The 17,328-nt window shown below is 70.1% G+C and carries 17 protein-coding genes and 1 tRNA gene; 14 read left to right on the forward strand and 4 right to left on the reverse strand.

Going from position 1 to position 17,328, the window contains the following annotated elements; all coding sequences use genetic code 11:
• Positions 1 to 3 precede the first annotated feature (3 nt).
• Positions 4 to 528, forward strand: coding sequence for a hypothetical protein (locus tag OWM54_RS18585; RefSeq protein WP_223749765.1), 525 nt, complete (start codon positions 4 to 6; stop codon positions 526 to 528).
• A gap of 197 nt (positions 529 to 725) precedes the next feature.
• Here OWM54_RS18585 and OWM54_RS18590 read toward each other — a convergent pair whose 3' ends face one another.
• A complete protein-coding gene (locus OWM54_RS18590) occupies positions 726 to 938 on the reverse strand; it encodes a hypothetical protein (RefSeq protein WP_141324659.1) in 213 nt (70 codons plus the stop codon).
• Between the two features lie 125 nt (positions 939 to 1,063).
• Here OWM54_RS18590 and OWM54_RS18595 point away from each other — a divergent pair, with 125 nt between their 5' ends.
• The 7 genes from OWM54_RS18595 to OWM54_RS18625 all read left to right on the forward strand — a co-directional run bounded on the left by OWM54_RS18595 (position 1,064) and on the right by OWM54_RS18625 (position 8,690).
• A complete protein-coding gene (locus tag OWM54_RS18595; RefSeq protein ID WP_267698361.1) occupies positions 1,064 to 1,516 on the forward strand; it encodes a hypothetical protein in 453 nt (150 codons plus the stop codon).
• 276 nt (positions 1,517 to 1,792) lie between these two features.
• Complete coding sequence (locus OWM54_RS18600) at positions 1,793 to 3,067, forward strand: hypothetical protein (RefSeq protein ID WP_223749763.1); 1,275 nt, start codon at positions 1,793 to 1,795, stop codon at positions 3,065 to 3,067.
• 69 nt (positions 3,068 to 3,136) lie between these two features.
• The gene (gene glgX, locus OWM54_RS18605) at positions 3,137 to 5,266 is read left to right on the forward strand and encodes a glycogen debranching protein GlgX (RefSeq protein ID WP_267698362.1); all 2,130 of its coding nucleotides are present in this window, start codon (positions 3,137 to 3,139) and stop codon (positions 5,264 to 5,266) included.
• Positions 5,267 to 5,470: 204 nt separating this feature from the next.
• Complete coding sequence (locus OWM54_RS18610) at positions 5,471 to 6,124, forward strand: class I SAM-dependent DNA methyltransferase (RefSeq protein WP_223749761.1); 654 nt, start codon at positions 5,471 to 5,473, stop codon at positions 6,122 to 6,124.
• A 55-nt stretch (positions 6,125 to 6,179) separates the two neighbouring features.
• Positions 6,180 to 6,560 (forward strand): nuclear transport factor 2 family protein, encoded by a 381-nt coding sequence (locus OWM54_RS18615; protein ID WP_267698363.1) that lies wholly within the window; start codon positions 6,180 to 6,182, stop codon positions 6,558 to 6,560.
• 150 nt (positions 6,561 to 6,710) lie between these two features.
• Positions 6,711 to 7,472 carry a subclass B1 metallo-beta-lactamase gene (gene bla, locus OWM54_RS18620; protein WP_267698364.1) on the forward strand — a complete coding sequence of 254 codons (762 nt, stop codon included), beginning with the start codon at positions 6,711 to 6,713 and terminating at the stop codon, positions 7,470 to 7,472.
• Between the two features lie 258 nt (positions 7,473 to 7,730).
• Positions 7,731 to 8,690 carry a hypothetical protein gene (locus OWM54_RS18625; RefSeq protein WP_267698365.1) on the forward strand — a complete coding sequence of 320 codons (960 nt, stop codon included), beginning with the start codon at positions 7,731 to 7,733 and terminating at the stop codon, positions 8,688 to 8,690.
• On the opposite strand, the gene OWM54_RS18630 is transcribed toward OWM54_RS18625, so the two are convergent.
• Positions 8,684 to 9,769: an aldo/keto reductase gene (locus OWM54_RS18630; RefSeq protein ID WP_223782262.1), complete on the reverse strand. Its 1,086-nt coding sequence runs from the start codon at positions 9,767 to 9,769 to the stop codon at positions 8,684 to 8,686. The two genes, OWM54_RS18625 and OWM54_RS18630, sit on opposite strands and share 7 nt — an antisense overlap.
• Before the next feature lie 92 nt (positions 9,770 to 9,861).
• Here OWM54_RS18630 and OWM54_RS18635 point away from each other — a divergent pair, with 92 nt between their 5' ends.
• Positions 9,862 to 10,269, forward strand: coding sequence for a MarR family winged helix-turn-helix transcriptional regulator (locus tag OWM54_RS18635; RefSeq protein ID WP_223782261.1), 408 nt, complete (start codon positions 9,862 to 9,864; stop codon positions 10,267 to 10,269).
• Between the two features lie 18 nt (positions 10,270 to 10,287).
• Here OWM54_RS18635 and OWM54_RS18640 read toward each other — a convergent pair whose 3' ends face one another.
• Together OWM54_RS18640 and OWM54_RS18645 are read right to left on the reverse strand one after the other, a co-directional pair.
• A complete protein-coding gene (locus OWM54_RS18640) occupies positions 10,288 to 11,130 on the reverse strand; it encodes a hypothetical protein (RefSeq protein ID WP_267698366.1) in 843 nt (280 codons plus the stop codon).
• Positions 11,131 to 11,132: 2 nt separating this feature from the next.
• On the reverse strand, positions 11,133 to 11,786 hold the full coding sequence (locus tag OWM54_RS18645; RefSeq protein WP_267698367.1) for a hypothetical protein: 654 nt from the start codon (positions 11,784 to 11,786) through the stop codon (positions 11,133 to 11,135).
• A 109-nt stretch (positions 11,787 to 11,895) separates the two neighbouring features.
• Here OWM54_RS18645 and OWM54_RS18650 point away from each other — a divergent pair, with 109 nt between their 5' ends.
• The 5 genes from OWM54_RS18650 (at position 11,896) to OWM54_RS18670 (ending at position 17,302) form a co-directional block, all read left to right on the forward strand.
• Positions 11,896 to 12,213, forward strand: a complete 318-nt coding sequence (locus OWM54_RS18650; RefSeq protein ID WP_141324668.1) for a hypothetical protein — start codon at positions 11,896 to 11,898, stop codon at positions 12,211 to 12,213.
• A 240-nt stretch (positions 12,214 to 12,453) separates the two neighbouring features.
• Positions 12,454 to 12,525, forward strand: a tRNA-Gln gene (locus tag OWM54_RS18655).
• A 330-nt stretch (positions 12,526 to 12,855) separates the two neighbouring features.
• Positions 12,856 to 13,980, forward strand: a complete 1,125-nt coding sequence (locus OWM54_RS18660; RefSeq protein WP_223749754.1) for a slipin family protein — start codon at positions 12,856 to 12,858, stop codon at positions 13,978 to 13,980.
• 179 nt (positions 13,981 to 14,159) lie between these two features.
• Positions 14,160 to 15,977, forward strand: a complete 1,818-nt coding sequence (locus tag OWM54_RS18665) for an acyl-CoA dehydrogenase (RefSeq protein ID WP_223749753.1) — start codon at positions 14,160 to 14,162, stop codon at positions 15,975 to 15,977.
• Between the two features lie 131 nt (positions 15,978 to 16,108).
• A complete protein-coding gene (locus OWM54_RS18670; RefSeq protein WP_267698368.1) occupies positions 16,109 to 17,302 on the forward strand; it encodes a Dickkopf N-terminal cysteine-rich domain-containing protein in 1,194 nt (397 codons plus the stop codon).
• Positions 17,303 to 17,328 lie beyond the last annotated feature (26 nt).

Below are 17,328 nucleotides of genomic sequence, written 5' to 3' on the forward strand. Positions count from 1 at the left end.
ACCATGAAGAAGTTCATGAAGACGAAGGTCGTGTTGGGTTCGCTCGCCGCCGGCGCGCTCATGTTCAGCACCGCGTGCAAGTCCGACTCGAGCGCCAAGCGCGACGACACCACGGCGCCCACGACGACGGACACGGGCACCACGACGGGCACGGACACGACGACGACGCCTCCGACCGGCACCACCCAGGACCCGGGCACGGGCGGCACGGGCATGGATGACCCGACGATGAGCCCGCCGCCCGCCACGGACCCCACGTTGGACCCGGGCACCGGTGGCACCGGCGTGGACGACCCGTCCATGAGCCCGCCGCCCTCCACCGGTGACACGCCGGTGAGCCCGCCCACGGGCATGGACCCGTCGACGGACCCGGGCACCGGCGGCTCCGGCACGCTGGACCCCGCCGATGACACCGCCGTGGACCCCGGCACCACGGGCGACGGCGACCTGACGGCGCCCGACTCCAGCAACCGCGAGGACCCGTACGCTCCGGACGCCCTGCCCCGTGAGCCCGAGTCCGGCCGCTAGGCAAAGCCCCCTGCCCAGGCGCTGACCGTGGCGCCAAGGCGAGTGGAGCTCCGGAGGCCCGCGCCCCGACCGGCGCGGGCCTCTGTGTTTCCGGCCGACCCGGGGACGCGCCCACCCCGTCACGACCGCGCAACGACAGCAGGCCCACGCCCCGCCTCGGGCATGGGCCTGCTCGCCGCGCGTCACGCTGTCGACGCTCAGCTCACGCTGACGCCGGGATAGCGCCCGGGCGTCGTCTGCGGCTCGATGATGCGCGGGGTGTCATCCACGCCCGGCGTCCCACCCGGCCCCGTGTTCGGGTCCAGCGTCTTGGGGGCACGACGCCTGGGCTCGTCCTCGGCGCCAGCGTCATGCTTGGGGATGGTGGGGAGGTTCTCGGTCGGAATCTTCAACACGTCCTTCTTGCTCATGACGGCCTCCTTTCCCGCAAGGTGATGTCCCCAGTGCCTGCGGGCAGCATGCGCCTGCTTGAATGGTGGCCCCGGCCTTGGCAGCGTCCTCTCCGGATAACCTCGCAACCCGGAGTATTCACGCCATGCGCCGTCTCCTCGCGGTCCTCGCCCTCCTCCAGCTCACCGCCTGCGCCACCACGCACACCAACGACCCGCAGAACCCGACGCCGCCGGTGCCGCGTCCCGTCCCGCCCGACGCCAGCGAGGCGCGCCGCCTGGGCACCGAGGCCGACAAGCTGCTCGAGGACGGCCGCTACGAGGACGCGCTCTTCCTCTACCGCCGCGCGTGGAACGACGGCTTCCGCCACCCCGACGGGCTCTATTACGCGGGCGTCATCGCCGCGCGCGCCGGCAGCCTCGACGAGTGCATCGTCTGGCTGGAGCGCGCCGCCGACGAGGGCTTCTCCGCCACCCAGTCCCTCACCACCGAGCCCTCGCTCGAGGCCGTGCGCACCCACGCCGCCTGGAGCCGCATCGCCGAGAAGGTCGCCGCCAACGCCCGCAAGGACGCCCCGGCCGCCACCAGCCAGAACTGACGCTTCACCCTTCTTGAAAAACTGAATCACCATTCACCTTCCGCGCCCGCACTCACCGGGGCGCGGAAGACCCGGCACCTCGCCTTGGCCCGTCCACACGGCAGCCGAGCGAGCCAGCGCTCCGTCGCGCACTCGGGCCTTCGCGCGACGTGGAGCACGGGCCGGCCGGCACACCGGGTCGGTGGCACGTTCAGCGTGAAACGCGCTTTCCTGACAAGGCGCGGAGACATGCCCGGTCCCCGATGCGCGGGGGGCCCCAAACCCAAGAGAGGCGTGATGAGTTTGAAGTTGCTGCTGGCCGGCTGGCGTGGGGGGGACGCACCGCACTCGCCGACATCCGAGAACGCGCGCACGTGGCTGGGTCAGGTCGAGCGTTGGTTCCAGATGAATGTGTCGGAGTGGCTGGAGAGCAGTCGCTTCGGCACCGGTCCCCGAGGCGCGCCGCAGCTGCGGCTGCGGCTGCATCCGGCCGCGGGCGAGGTCTCGTTCCTCGCGGCCAGCGGCTCGCGCGTGGTCATCTCCGCGGAGACCTCCGCGGTGGGCCCCGGCTACCACGTGTTCCTGTGCGACACGCTCAAGGCCCTGGGCCAGGCGCTCGACATCCAGTGGGTGCAGGCCGACGACACGTTGGACGTCGGAGACCCCACGGGCTACTTCCACACGGGCGACGCGGGGCCGGTGGAGGTCTACATGCTGGCGTGGCTGCAGGAGACGGTGGCCCAGGTGCTGCGCATGCGCAGCCTGGGTGAGTCCGGCTTCTCCATGTCCCTGCGCTTCGGCCACATGTTCGAGCACCCCGGCGCGCTGCTCACGCCGCTGGGGCCTCGCGACGAGCGCTGGATGCGGCGTGTGTACGAGGACCCGCGCGTGGGCATGGACGTGTTCCCCTGGTGGCGACAGGGCGTCGGCGCGCACGCGCGGCTGGGGCGCGCCTTGTGTCGGCTGTGGACGGAGGTGGTGTGGCGCCCGCCGCTGCTCGAGGAGGAGCGGCGGCTGTTGCGCGACGTGGCCCGCTCGCTGGAGCTGGCGTGGCGCGAGGACCCGGAGCTGGCCTACCCCTGGCGCGAGTGGCGCGAGGTGCTCGGCTACCTGGGCGTGGGCGGCACGCTGGCGGAGACGGTCCATCACCACGCGGACCACCACGGGGCGCGCGGCCCGTCCATCGGCTACCGGCGCGGGGCGGTGCAGGTGGCGCTGCCGGCGGGCTGGGAGATCCGCATCCCCGGCTCGCTGGCGGAGGCGCACCTGGAGGACGGGACGTGGGTGGCCCGGGACCATCGGCGAAGTGTCCGATTCGTGCCACTCGAGGACGACGCGGAGGAGCACTTCGCCACCACCACGGCCGAGCGCCGCGCGCTGGAGCTGGAGTACCAGGGCGAGCGGGTGAGCGGCCGCGCGTCGCTGCACATGGAGCCGGGCGAGTGCCGGCTGACGGCCCTGTGCAGCTCCGGGCGCCACCGGGCGCTGTGCGTGGTGAGCTTCGCGGACCCGGAGGAGGAGGACTGGGCCCTGGGGACATGGCGCTCGCTGGACCACGCCGCCGCGGCCTGACGCTTGCCGGTCCGCCAGGGCCATCCCACATTCAGCGGGCATTTTCCTTGAGAGGAATCGAGAGCCTGTATGAGCAGGGAGGTCTGGCCGGGCAAGCCCTGGCCGCGCGGCGCCACGTTCGATGGCACCGGAGTCAACTTCGCCGTCTTCTCCCAGGCGGCGACCCGCATCGAGGTCTGCCTCTACGATTCGGCGAACCCGACGCGCGAAATCGAACGTTTCACGCTGCCGGAGGCGACGGACTTCGTCCACCACGGCTACGTCCCCGGCCTGGAGCCCGGGACGCTCTACGGCCTGCGGGTGCACGGCCCCTACGAGCCCACCAAGGGCCACCGCTGCAATCCGCACAAGCTGCTGGTGGACCCGTACGCCAAGGCCCTGTACGGCGAGGTGGACTGGAAGCAGCCGGTCTTCGGCTATCCGCTGGGCCACGCGCAGCAGGACCTGGCGCGCGACGAGCGCGACAGCGCGGCGGGCGTGCCCAAGAGCGTGGTGGTGAGCGACTCCTTCGACTGGGGCGATGACCGCCGGCCGGAGATTCCCTGGCGCAAGACGGTCATCTACGAGGCCCACGTGCGCGGCCTCACCATGCGCCACCCGGAGGTGCCCGAGCACCTGCGCGGCACGTACGCGGGCCTGGCCTCACCGCCCATCATCGAGCATTTGAAGAAGCTGGGCGTCACGTCGGTGGAGCTGCTCCCCATCCACGCCTTCGCGGACGACTCGTTCCTGGACGACAAGAAGCTGTCCAACTTCTGGGGCTACAACACGCTCGGCTTCTTCGCGCCGGAGCAGTACTACGCGAGCCGCAAGACGCCGGGCAGCGCGGTGGCCGAGTTCAAGGCCATGGTGCGCGCGCTGCACGCCGCGGGGCTCGAGGTCATCCTCGACGTGGTCTACAACCACACGTGCGAGGGCAACCACCTGGGGCCCACGCTGTCGCTCAAGGGCATCGACAACGCCAGCTACTACTGGCTGATGCCGGACGCGCGCTACTACCTGGACTTCACCGGGTGCGGCAACAGCGTCAACGCGTCCAACCCGAACGGCGCCCGGCTCATCGTCGACAGCCTGCGCTACTGGGTGGACGAGATGCACGTGGACGGCTTCCGCTTCGACCTGGCCACGGTGCTGGGACGCACGGGCGAGGGCGGCTTCGACCCGAGGGCGGCGCTGTTCCAGATTCTCCAGCAGGACCCGGTGCTCAGCCGGGTGAAGCTCATCGCGGAGCCGTGGGACGTGGGGCTCGGCGGCTACCAGGTGGGCGGCTTCCCCGCGCCGTGGCGCGAGTGGAACGGCAAGTACCGCGACGCGCTGAGGCGCTACTGGAAGGGCGACGAGAACCTCGCCGGCGAGGTGGGCTACCGGCTCACGGGCAACTCGGACCTGTACGCGGAGGCGCGGCGCAAGCCGCAGGCGAGCATCAACTTCGTCACCGCGCACGACGGCTTCACGCTGCACGACCTGGTGACGTACAGCCACAAGCACAACGAGGCCAACGGCGAGCACAACCGCGACGGCGCGGACGACAACCAGTCCTGGAACTGCGGCGTGGAGGGTGAGACGGACGACCCGGGCGTCGTCTCGCTGCGCGAGCGCCAGAAGCGAAACCTCCTGGCCTCGCTGTTCATGTCCACCGGCGTGCCGATGATTGTCGCGGGCGACGAGATGGGGCGCACGCAGCAGGGCAACAACAACGCCTACTGCCAGGACAACGAGCTGTCGTGGGTGGACTGGTCGCTGGACGAGCGGCGCAAGAAGCTGCTCGCCTTCACGCAGAAGCTCATCCACTTCCGTCACCGGCAGCCGGTGTTGCAGCGCCGCCGCTACTTCAAGGGCGCGCACCTGTGGGACTCCGAGCACAAGGACCTGGCGTGGTTCCGTCCGGACGGCTCGGAGATGAGCGAGGAGGACTGGCAGAAGCCCTTCGTGCGCTCGCTGGCGTTCCTGCTCGGCGGCGACGCCATCCCCACGCCCGACGAGCGCGGCCAGCGCATCATCGGCGACGCGCTGCTGGTGCTGCTCAACGCCCACCACGAGCCGGTGGCCTACACGCTGCCCGCCCTCACGGACGGACAGAAGTGGGAGCTGGAGCTGTACACGGCGGACGATGCGCGGGGCGCGGAGAAGGTGCCCTCCCAAGGCAGGTTCCAGCTGGAGGGGCGCTCGATGGCGGTGTTCCGGCAGGTGGAGCGCTGAAGGAGCGCGGCACCCCGGGCGATGCGTGGCTCGGGGTGCTCGCTTGTCGGCGGACGCGTGCGCGCACGCCTGGAGCGCGATGCGTGCGCGAGTGAAGACACTTTGCGTCCGAGTGGTCCTTCGACAGTGGACACACGTGAAGGTTCAGCGCGCCCTGGGACTCGGGGCACGGTAGAACGGCCGTCCCCATGCGAGCGAAGCGCCATGTCCCGCGGTAGTCCCCAGGAAGAGGCCGTCCGGGCCATCTACGGGGAGATTGCGTCCGCCTACGAGGCCCTCTTCCCCGTGCTGGGCCGGTACGAGGACCGCGTCGAGCGGTTCCTCACGGACGCGGTGTCCCCGGGCTGCAGGGTGCTCGACGTGGGCTGTGGGCCGGGGCTGCACACCAAGGGCCTGGAGCCCTCCGTGCACGTGGTGGGCACGGACCTGTCGCCGCAGATGCTGGAGCTGGCCCGACAGGCCCGTCCCTCCGGCGAGTGGTACGCGCATGATTACTACCAGCCGTTCCCCGCGGAGTGGGGGCGCTTCCAGGTGGCGCTGGCGTTGGGCTGTCTGGACTTCTGCGACGACCTGCGGCGCGTGCTGCGGCACATCGCGGACATGCTGGCGCCGGGCGGGCGGTTGTTGTTCACCGCGCTGGAGCGCAGGCCCGGCCACGAGGGACACGAGGCCCCCACGCGCGAGGTGCGGACCGCGGGGCCCGCCGTGACGCTGCACTTGTATTCCTTCGAGGAGGCCTCGCGCGCCGTCACGGACGCGGGGCTGGAGCCGCGTGCCTATGTGCATGCCCCCGGGTGGGTACAGCTCGCCGAGGAGCGGACTTTGTGGTTCGGTTGGTGGGAGGTCGAGCGTCGGTAGTCCCGCGACGTGTCGGGCGACACTGCCCGGTCGGTCAGCCAGGAGCGCACTGCGGATGATGACGGAAGAAGACATCCTGGCGGCGGAGGAGACGCTGCGCCAGGCCATGCTCGCCAGCGACGTGGACATGCTCGACCAGCTCCTCTCCGAGGACCTCGTCTTCGTCAACCACCTGGGACAGGTCTTCAACAAGGATGCGGACCTGGAGGGCCATGGCTCGGGCGCGCTGCGACTCACCCGGCTGGAGCTGGGTCCCCCCGTCATCCGGTTCCTCTCCGCGGGCGCGGTGGTCGTCGTGCAGGCCTCCGTCGCGGGCCAGTCCGCGGGCACCGGGTTCGCCGCGCAGCTGCGCTACACGCGCGTCTGGCAGTGGGTGGACGAGCGCCCCCAGGTGGTCGCGGGCCAGTGCACCGTCATCGTCGACGCGTCGAACTGACGTCCCCGGGCGCGAGCGCGGTCCCGTGGACACGCCGCCGTGGCTGCTCGGACGCAGCCGTGGTTCTCGAGCGCGCGCGGCCTCGGGCGACGGGCTGGCCCGAAGGTTGCCAAGGCGTGCACCGCTCCTCTCTCTCGCGAGACTGAACCCATGACCTCACGCCCGCTTCGCGTCCTCGTTCCCCTTCTCGTGCTGACGCAGTCCTGCACCTCGGCGCCCGTGCGTCCGAACGCCACGGAGGCGGCGCGGGCGACAGGGGCAGGTGAGTACACGCTCGCGAAGGACATCACGGTGCGGCGCATCGCTCCGGGGGTCTGGATGCACACGACGCTCTCGGACGAGGACTTCGGCTTCGTTCCCGCCAACGGGCTCATCGTCGAGGACGGGGACGGCTCGCTGCTCGTGGACACGGGCTGGAACCAGCAGCAGGCCGAGCAGCTCGTCGACTGGGCCGCGAGCTCGCTGGGCAAGCCCGTCCGCGCGGCCGTGGCGACGCACTTCCACGACGACCGGACCGCGGGCATCCCCGTGCTCGTTGCCAGGGGCATCCCGGTGCACGGCCTGGAGGACACCGTGAGAATCGCGAAGGAGCGCGGCAAGCCGGTGCCCTCGCGCGCCTTCACGGAGGTCGCGACGCTCGGTCCGCTGGAGTTGTTCTTCCCTGGTGCGGGCCACGCGCCCGACAACATCGTGGTGGTGCACCGCGACAGCCAGGTGTTGTTCGGTGGGTGCTTCGTGAAGGACGCGGCGGCGAAGGACCTGGGCAACCTGGGGGACGCGGTGGTCTCCGAGTGGCCCGCGAGCCTCGAGCGTGTGCAGGCGCGCTATCCCGACACGCGCATCATCGTCCCGGGCCATGGCGCTCCGGGTGGCCCTGAGCTGCTGAACCACACCCGCGCCCTGCTCCGCTGAGCCTCCGCATCTCGCGCGCACGAGCAAGGCGCAGGGCTCTCGTCCGGCTGCTCACCCTCGGATTCAGGTGAGAGCGTTGGGCAGCACACGGGGATGGGTCATCGCGAGCTCGGCTGTCTGCCGTCAGGCGTCCGATGCACGACATGCGTCTGGTGCGCGAAGGCTGCGCCGCATGGGCAGGTGTTGGTGACGTTCCTACCGTGCATCCGGGGCGAATCGCGGAGCCTGGGCCGGCGAGTGGGACGGAGGAGGGGCGTCATGAGGCGAGTGGCGACGTGGGTGCTCGTGCTGGCGGCGAGCGGGTGCGCATCGGTGAAGGTGGAGCAGCGCGACGGTTGCTGGGTGAAGCAGACCCGCACGTTCCCCTCCACGTTCAGGGAGGAGGTGGGCCCATGCTCGCGGCCGAAGCCCGAGTGGTCCGCGGATCGGCTCACGCGGCTGGTGCAGGAGTGCGTGATGCACGCGGACTACCGCTGGCAGAGCAGCGCCATGGTGGCGTGGAACCGGGGTGAGCCCCTGCCCGTGCGCGAGCCGGACGAGAAGGTGCTTGAGGCGTGCATGGTGACCACGGAGCGGATGCTCTCCGCGGAGAAGGGCGCGCTGGAGGCGCAGCTCAGCGACGTCTCCAAGGAGCGCGACAGCCTGCGCGCCCACCAGGAGCAGGAGCGGGAGCAGTACCGCGCGAAGCTGGATGCCCAGCGCGAGGCCGCCCAGGCGGAGCTGCTGAAGGAGCGCGAGCGGCTCCAGGACAGCATGGACCAGCAGCGCGCGCACTCGCAGGCGAGCCTGGACCGCGCGCGAGACCAGATGCACGAGAGCAATGGGCGCCTGGCGACGGCGCTCGGCGAGGCGGCGAAGCGCCCGACCCCGTCCGCGGTGGCGACCGCCACCTCCTCGTCGACGAGTGAAGGCCGGGCGGACACGCGCAGCGACTCGCAGTCACGAGGCGACTCGCGCTCGCGCGGTGACGCGACGCCGCCTCGCGTGGCACGGCCCACGGTGGCGACGCCCGCGTCCATGTGCTCGCTGCCCGCGAAGCGCGGCGCCCCGAGGGCCACGACGTCGAGCGAGGCGGAGGCGTCCCCCCAGCCGGCGAGCTGTCAGCCGATGACGCCCGCCGAGCCGCCCGAGGCCGAGCCCACGCTCGTGCCTCCGGCGCAATCCCAGACGACGGCCTCGGTGCCCCTGCCGCTGTTGCCCAGGCTCCAGCCTCAGTAGGGCTTCTCGCCCTTCACCACGCCGAACGGGGACGGCTCCATGAAGACGCCGTTCACCGTCGTGCCGCCGTTGTGGATGGCGGGGAAGATGGGCTGCATGCTCTGGGGGAAGCCGAAGGTCGGCTTGCTGAGCGCGTCGAGCCGGCCGAGCTGCTCGGCGCTCAGCTTCACCTCGAGGGCGCCCACGTTGTCCTCGAGCTGGGACAGGCGCCGGGCGCCGATGATGGTCGAGCTCACGCCCGGCTGTGCCTGCACCCAGGCCAGCGCCACGCGCGCGATGCTGGTCCCCTGCTCCTTGGCGATGACGCCGAGCGCGTCGACGAGCGCGTAGGTCTTCTCGTTCAGGTACGACTCCACGAAGGCGCCGCGGTCACCCTTCTGCTGGCCGGCGTTCGCGCGGGTGTACTTGCCGCTGAGCGCGCCGCTCTTGAGCGGCGACCAGGGGGTGATGCCCAGGCCGAGCTCCAGCGCCATGGGCACCAGCTCCTGCTCCACGCTGCGCTCGAGCAGGGAGTATTCGATTTGCAGCCCGATGAACGAGGACCAGCCGCGGAAGTGGGCCATCACGTTGGCCTGGGCAATCTTCCACGCGGGCGTGTCGGAGACGCCGAGGTAGCGGACCTTGCCGGCGCGCACCAGGTCCTCGAGCGCGGCCATCGTCTCTTCAATCGGCGTGTGGATGTCCCAGTTGTGCAGCCAGTAGAGGTCGATGTAGTCGGTCTGCAGGCGGCGCAGCGAGTTCTCGGCGGCCGCGATGATGGACTTGCGGCCCGAGCCCCCGCCGTTCGGGTCCCCGGGGTACAGATTCCCGCTGAACTTCGTCGCGAGGACCAGCCTGTCCCGCCGGGCCGGGTGGCGACCGACGTGGTCGCCGAGAATCTTCTCGGAGTGGCTCTTCGTGTAGAAGTTCGCCGTGTCGATGAAGTTGCCGCCGAGCTCGATGTAGCGGTCGATGATTTGCTGGGACTCCTCCACGCTGGACCCCCAGCCGAGGTCTTCACCGAACGTCATGGCACCAAGGCACAGCGGGCTCACGCGCAGGCCCGAGCGGCCCAGCGTCACGTAGTGGTTGAGAGGCATGTGGGCTCCAGGGGAGTGCTACATTGTGAGGACGACGATTTAGTTCAATCCGGAACTGGATTAATTTTGAACCAATTTCCGCGCAAGGGCCCATGTCGAAAATCGACCCGGCGAGAATCTGGTCGTTGAACCACCGGCTGTTGATGTCGGTGATAGCCAGTGTCGCCTCGGACATCGCGGCGTTGGGCGTGGAGACGAAGGAGCTGTTCGTGCTGGCGGAGGTGGACGACCACCCCTACCCGGCCGAGCTGGCGGCGTCCCTGTGCATCCCCAAGCCCTCGGTGACGCTCTATGTGAAGCGGCTCGAGGCCGCTGGGTTCCTGCGCCGTGAAATTGATACCGCGGACCTGCGGCGTCACCGGCTGCAGCTCACCTCGGCCGGCCGCAAGGTCATGCAGCAGGGGACGACGCTGCTCTCGGAGGCGTTCGGCACGAAGCTCGGCCGGCTGACCGCCGCCCAGCAGGCGGAGCTGCGGGCCCTGCTGGAGAAGATGAGCTGAAGCAAGCGTGCCGCGACCTCAGGCCAGGTGAGCGACCTCCAGCACGTGCCCCTTCGCCTTCAGGGTGGTCATCAGGTCCCGGAGCCGAGCAGAGATGAGCCAGCGAGGCTCTGGGCGAAGCTCGCCGCGCCTGTCGCCCCAGCGTGTGTCCGTGATGAACAGGTCCGAGCCATCGAGCGAGGCCCGGTCGACATGGAGCGCTGAGAGCAGGTTGAGGCCCGCGACATGCCCCTTCGGGCACCGGTGGTCACCACGCTCGTCGAGGTCGAAGGGGTTGTTGCCCGAGACCGTCTTCGCATCCAGCTTCAGCGGCTTCGAGGTCGTGACGGGCTGATACCACTCCGGCTGGCGCGAAGGCTTGCCGCCCAGGTGCAGCACGGGGCGGAACTCCGCGCCTCGCAGTCCAGCCTCCTGGAAGGCGTCGACGAACCTGGAAGAGACCACGACCTCTCCCGCGAGCGTCTTCGCGAAGTCACGGCCTTTGGCAATCCGGCGCGTGTCGAGGATGAGGTCCGTCGTCTGCCGTGCTCCAACGCCACAATGCGGGCAGGCCTCCGACGCATCATAGCCCGTGCCGCACATGGCTCCGGTGGGCGCGACGGCCCCTCGGATGACGAGGTTCAACAACTCCGCCGACTCGAGTTCCCGAGCCGAGTAGCGGCGCTCGACGTTCCAGTAGGTGAAGAAGAGGTCACCCTCGGCGCGGAGCTTGCGCTCGATGGCGCCAATCTCCCGCACGCGGGGATCATCCCCGGGCAACACCACCTTGCGCAGCCCCTCGTTCACGCGCATGCCGAGCCCAGGCGCCAGGAACTTCCGGGCCCGCTCCTCCGCAATCCTGAACTCGAACGTCTCGCGCATCGTCAGGGAGGGATTCCGATGAGTTGAGGGATGGGGTACCGGGAATAGACCCGCACCAGGATGTCCGTCAGTGCTCGTGCATCCGGTCGCTGTCCCTGACCATAACGCCACTCCTCACGGAAAGCCCGGGTGATGGCCTTGTGATACGCCGTGGGCAAACGGTACGTCTGCCCATCCTTCGCCCCTCCCAGGTACAACGGAACGAGGTGATGGTTCTCGTATCCCGCGCTGTTCGGGTACGTGGTCTGAGCCTCCTGAAGGCGTTGCTGGTAGAGCTTCCTTGCTTGGAGCACCACAGCAGCATCCACTGTGCGTCGCGCCTGGACTTGAGCCTGGAGTGGCGCGGGTCGTGGAGTCAGGAGAGGAGGTCTGCGCAGCGGACCTGCTCCTGGCGTGCGTCGCACGGGGCGGGTGGCGATGGCGCCCTTGAGTGGATCCACATCATCGCCGAGCGCCTGTCGCGCCCACCCCATGGGGAGGAATGAGCCTGCACGAGTCTCCAGGTCCGCGTCGGACGTGAGCTCGACATAGGTGTACTCCTCGGCCAACCCATCACGGGTGCTCCATGCCGAGGAGCCTCGCGGCTCTACCTCCGGGCTCCCCGCACACCCCAGGCACACCACCCACAGGCTCCAGAACACGAAGGGCTTCGTCATGAACATTGGCTCCAGGCATCCCCTGGCCCTGCTCGCCCCCCGATTGACCCTCCCATCCGGCGGGTTCAGGATGCACAGCGAATTTACTCGTTTTACAGGAGATGCGGCTATGCGCTCGAAGCTCGTCCTCACCACCGTGGCGCTCATGGGAGCCGCCCTCACCACGGGCGTGGCGCAGGCCTCGTCCGATGAGGGGCAGACCGGGCTCACGTTCTACGCCAGGACTTTCACCCAGCCGGTCCTGAACGTGGCGCAGCCAGACGGCACGTGCACGGCTTTCCCCGCCGATGCGGACTCGCTCGTGGGCTGGAGCAACGTCCAGCAAGTCCTCGCATACCGCACCGCGGACTGCACCGGCCAGGCCGTGGGCCTGGGCACCCTGCGCACCTTCGCCGCAGGCGAGTTCGCTAGTTTCGTCGCCTACTGAGTCGAACTCCTCGCATCTCCCGCTGTCAGCCCCGGCGCGGCACCCGCGTCCCTCGCCCCCGACGCATTCCAGAGGTGTCACGGGGCTGTCCCCGGGCTCCCGAATCCAGACATGGGTGCTCTGCGCTCGTGTCCCGGACAGGGTGTCCCCCGGGTCCATCGTCCGCGGTGACTCCCTCACATCGGGGCGTCCGGCCGGCCGCCGCGAAAGCCAAAGCGAGCAACCCCTTCCAGGGACTGCTCAGAACTAGCTCACCCGGTAGAGCACAAGATATTGGATCTTGAGGAGAAGGTTCGAATCCTTCGTTCTGACCCGATCTGAAAAATCGGTTCCGCCAGAAGGCTCCATCCCGAGCCGGTAGAAGCGCTGGCCCACTCCACCCAACCTTCCCCCACCGCGAAGCCATGCCGTCCGCCAGGACGACAGTCCCCTTCCGCGCCGTCAGCGGAATGTCTGTCGTCGTCCGCGCCCGGTCCGGCCCGCGAGCGCGGGATGCGTCGATGGACCCCGGGCACGCAGTCGGCGCTCTCCACCCGCGAAGGCTGGGGCCTTCACTTTTCTCGCAGTCCCCGGGACGCGCGCCTCTCGCGCCACCTCGCGCCCCGGTCTCAACACTCCCCCCTGGGGGAAAGGAGGTGCGCGATGAGCTTCTTCATGCGTGTGGATGTCGTGCAGCACGAGCGGGCGTTCGTCCTCGTCGACGAGGTGCCGACGCGCTACCTCGTGCCGGGCCGCTACCGGCTCACCTACCCCTTCCGCAACGTGCGCATCGTCCGCGTCGCCACGGGCCTGCCCCTGGCCAACCTGGACGCGGAGCTGCTCGCGCTCGTGCCGCCCTCGGACCTGCAGGTCGTCGACCTGGGCGCCGACGAGCGCGCCATCCTCTACCACCGGGGCCGCCCCCTGAAGTGGCTCGGCCGCGGCCAGCACCAGGTGTGGACCGTGGAGCACGTCCCCGCGCGCGCCCTGACGCCGCCCACGCCCGCCGTGCGCGTGGAGCGCGTGGACACCACCGGCGTCTCCACCCCGCCCCTGCGCGACGACGTGCGCGCCATCGTCCCCGCGAGCGACTACACGGAGGCCACGGCCACGGAGGGCTCGGTGACGCTGCGCTACGTGGACGGCACGCTCGACGCCGTGCTGCCCGCGGGCCGCCACGCCGCGTGGACCGTCGCCCACAAGGTGCAGCTGGCCGTCATCGACCTGCGCGAGCGGCTGCTCCACGTCACCGGCCAGGAGGTCATGACGCAGGACCGCGTCACGCTGCGCCTCAACCTGTCCACCGCCTTCCGCGTCGCGGACGCGCGCCGGCTCGCCGTCGTCGCCCGCGCGCCGGATGACATCCTCTACCTCGCCATGCAGCTGGCCGCCCGCGAGGCCGTCGCCACCCGCACGCTCGACGAGCTGCTCGCCTCCCGCGAGGCCCTGGCCGACGGCCTCTTCGCCCAGGTGAAGGAGCGCGCCGAGTCGGTGGGCCTGGAGCTGTTGCGCTTCGGCATCAAGGACGTCGTGCTGCCCGGTGAGATGAAGGAGCTGCTCAACCGCGTCATCCAGGCCCAGAAGGAGGCCGAGGCCAACGTCATCACCCGCCGCGAGGAGACCGCCGCCACGCGCTCGCTCGCCCAGACGGCCAAGGTGCTCGCCGAGAACCCGCTGCTCGTGCGCCTCAAGGAGCTCGAGGCCTACAAGGACCTCGCCGCCAAGGTGGGCCAGGTCCACCTGGTCCTCGGCGAGGGCGCCGTGCCGTCGCTCCAGCTCAAGGGCTGAGCACACACGCACGTGGAATTGTCGTGACGAAGGGCCTCTGGGGCCGGTTCCCCGGGGGCCCTTCGTGCATCACGGCTCCATGCGTCATGCACCATGGGTGCGGTGCGGGCGCCTTCGGCTGACTCGAAAATCAATCTCGGCTACCCTCGTGGGCCTTTCGTCCTCGTGAGGAGCTTGAGATGTCGTCGTCCGCCAACCACTACGTCCCCAACCTGCGCGATATCGAGTTCAACCTCTTCGAGTTCCTCGACATCGGCCGAACGTCGCTGGGGCGCGCGCCCTTCGGCGACCTGGACGAGACGTCCGCCCGGCAGATGCTCCAGACGTTCTCCGTGCTGTGCGCGAACGAGCTGGCGCCGTCGTTCGACGAGGCGGAGCACAATCCGCCCAAGCTGGAGAACGGCGTGGTGACGCTGCCCCCCGGGCTGAAGAAGTCCATGGCGGCGTTCTTCGACGCGGGCATGCACCTCTTGGAGCAGCCGCCGCACCTGGGCGGCCTGGGTGCGCCGCCGTCCTTGGGCTGGGCCGCGTTCGAGCTGATGGTGGGCGCCAACGCCTCGCTCGCCTTCTACACGCTGGGCAACCTGCTCGCGCGAATCATCGACCGGCTGGGCACGGACGCGCAGAAGCAGCGCTTCCTGCCGCACATGCTGGACAAGCGCTGGAGCGGCACCATGGTGCTCACCGAGCCCGACGCCGGCAGCGACGTGGGCGCCGCGCGCACCAAGGCGCGCCCGGTGGGCGGCGACGTCTGGGAGATTGAAGGCGTCAAGCGCTTCATCACCAACGGCGACTCGGACATGTCCGAGAACGTCATCCACATGGTGCTGGCGCGTCCGGAAGGCGGTCCCCCGGGCACCAAGGGCCTGTCGCTGTTCGTCGTCCCCAAGTACTGGGTGAACGAGGACGGCAGCCTGGGTGAGCACAACGGTGTCGTGTGCACCAAGCTCGAGAAGAAGATGGGCCTGAAGGGCTCCGTCACGTGCGAGCTGACGTTCGGCGACGGCAAGCCCTCGCGCGGCCTGCTGCTGGGCGAGGTCCACGACGGCATGCGCCAGATGTTCTACATCATCGAGCAGGCGCGCATGGCGGTGGGTGTGAAGTCCATGGCCACGCTGTCGGCGGGCTACCAGCGCGCGCTGGCGTTCTCCAAGGACCGGCTCCAGGGCGCGGACCTCTTGCAGGCGCGCGACAAGACGGCGCCGCGCGTGCCCATCTTCCGCCACCCGGACGTGCGGCGCATGCTGATGACCCAGAAGGCGTTCGCGGAAGGCATGCGCGCTTTGTGCCTCTACACCGCCTCCGTGCAGGACGGCGTGGAGCTCAAGGGCGGCCACCGCGCCACCGAGGCCGGGGAGATGGACGCGCTCAACGACATGCTGCTGCCGCTGGTGAAGGGCTACTGCTCGGAGAAGGCGTACGAGCTGCTCGCGCTGAGCCTCCAGGTGCACGGCGGCTCCGGCTACCTGACGGACTACCCGGTGGAGCAGTACATCCGGGACCAGAAGATCGACACGCTCTACGAGGGCACCACGCACATCCAGGCGCTGGACCTGCTCATGCGCAAGGTGGCGCGTGACGGCGGCGCGACGCTGCAGGCGCTGCTCGGCCAGGTGCGCGAGACGGCCGAGGGTGAGCTGGGCGGCAAGGAGCTCCAGGCGGAGCGCGCCGCGCTGGGCAAGGCGCTGGGCGACTTGGAGCTGATGCTCGGCACGCTGATGGGCAAGCTGGGCGAGTCCGTCTACCACGTGGGCCTGCAGGGCAACCGCGTGCTGGCGGGCGTGGCGGAGGTGGTCATCGGCTGGCTGCTGGTGCGCCACGCGGGCGTCGCGCTGGAGCGGATGAAGGCCAACCCCGGCGACCGCGCCTTCTACGTGGGCAAGCTCGCCAGCGCGCGCTGGTACTGCGCGGAGGTGCTCCCGGGCCTCGCCCACGCCGCGCGCATGGTGGAGTCCGGCACGCTGGACCTCATGGAGGTCCCCGAGGAGTCGTACTGAGTCGCGAGCCGTCGCCCACCCGCACCTCGTCGAGGGGTGCGGCGCCGGCCTGGCCTGAAGTATGGATTCGGTCCGTATGTCGTAGGCGGGGCCTGCTGGGCCGGGCCCCATCACGGATGGGCAGGCGAGCGATGCGCGACTGGCGAGCGGTACTCGGGGTGATGCTGCTGGGGCTGTGGGCATGTGGCGGCGACGAGGACGTGTCGATGGAGGACTTCGGCACCCAGGTCGTCCAGGCGCTCTGCGCGCGGGCCCAGCGGTGCGGCGAATACGTCCGGGCGAGCGCGTGCGAGGACGACATGCGCCAGTGGAACCGGCCCCAGTCCCTGGGGCTGGGGACGCGGTACGAGGACTCGCTGGAGTCCGGTCGGCTGCGCTTCGATGGGGCCGCGGCCCAGCGCTGTCTGGACGCGCTCCGAGGCAGGAGCTGTTCCGAGCCCGCCCTGTCCGACGCCGCGTGGCAGTACGGCATCGAGTACGAGCCGGCCTGTCAGCTGTTCGTCCAGCAGGGCCCCGCGAGCGGGTGCGGGATGAACCTGGACTGCGGCGCGGAGGCCTACTGCGGCCACACCTCCCAGAACGCCTGTGAGGGCACGTGCACGCCGCGAGGAGCGGAGGGACAGGCCGTCACCCATCCCTGGAAGTGCGCGCCCGGGCTCGTGTTCGAGGGCTCGACCCGGACCTGCATGAAGCCCGTGGAGGAGAACGTCTCGTGCGTGCGCCAGCACCCCAACGGCACGAGCTTCTCGCTGCCCTGCGCGCAGGGGCTCTGGTGCGACTGGAATGGCTACCGGACCTGTCGGCCCGTGGGCGCGGAGGGGGACGTCTGCGAGGACGTGGGCTACTACCCCTGTGGACCTTCGCTGGTGTGCAATGGCAACCGCTGCGCGCCGCACGTGAAGGAGGGCCACCTGTGCAACGCGCCCCCCCATGACGTGAGCCTCGGGTTCCTGGTGAGCGTGTGCCAGCGCGAGCTCTTCTGCGACGCGGACCCGTCCAACCCCGGGCTGTGCCGTCCCCGCCGCGCCGAGCGGCAGGAGTGCCGTCTGGACACCGAGTGCCAGGAGGGGCTGTGGTGCAAGGACGCCCGTCCCGAGGCGGGGGTCTGGGGCGTCTGCGCGAAGGCCACGGGTCCCGACGACGCGTGCGACAACGTGAGCCGCTTCTGCCCCAGGGGCTACGCCTGCCTCGAAGGCAGCACGTCGCGCTGCCTGCCCATCGTCCACCAGGGAGAGCGTTGCGGCCCCACGCTGGGCCTGTGCGACATCGACAACAGCTGCGTGAGCGGCCGCTGCGTCGGCGCCGAGGCCTCGTCCTGTCAGTGAGGCACCGGCGCGGGGGACCCGGCGCT

Source organism: Myxococcus sp. MISCRS1, from assembly GCF_026626605.1.
GTDB classification, from domain to species: Bacteria; Myxococcota; Myxococcia; order Myxococcales; family Myxococcaceae; genus Myxococcus; species Myxococcus fulvus.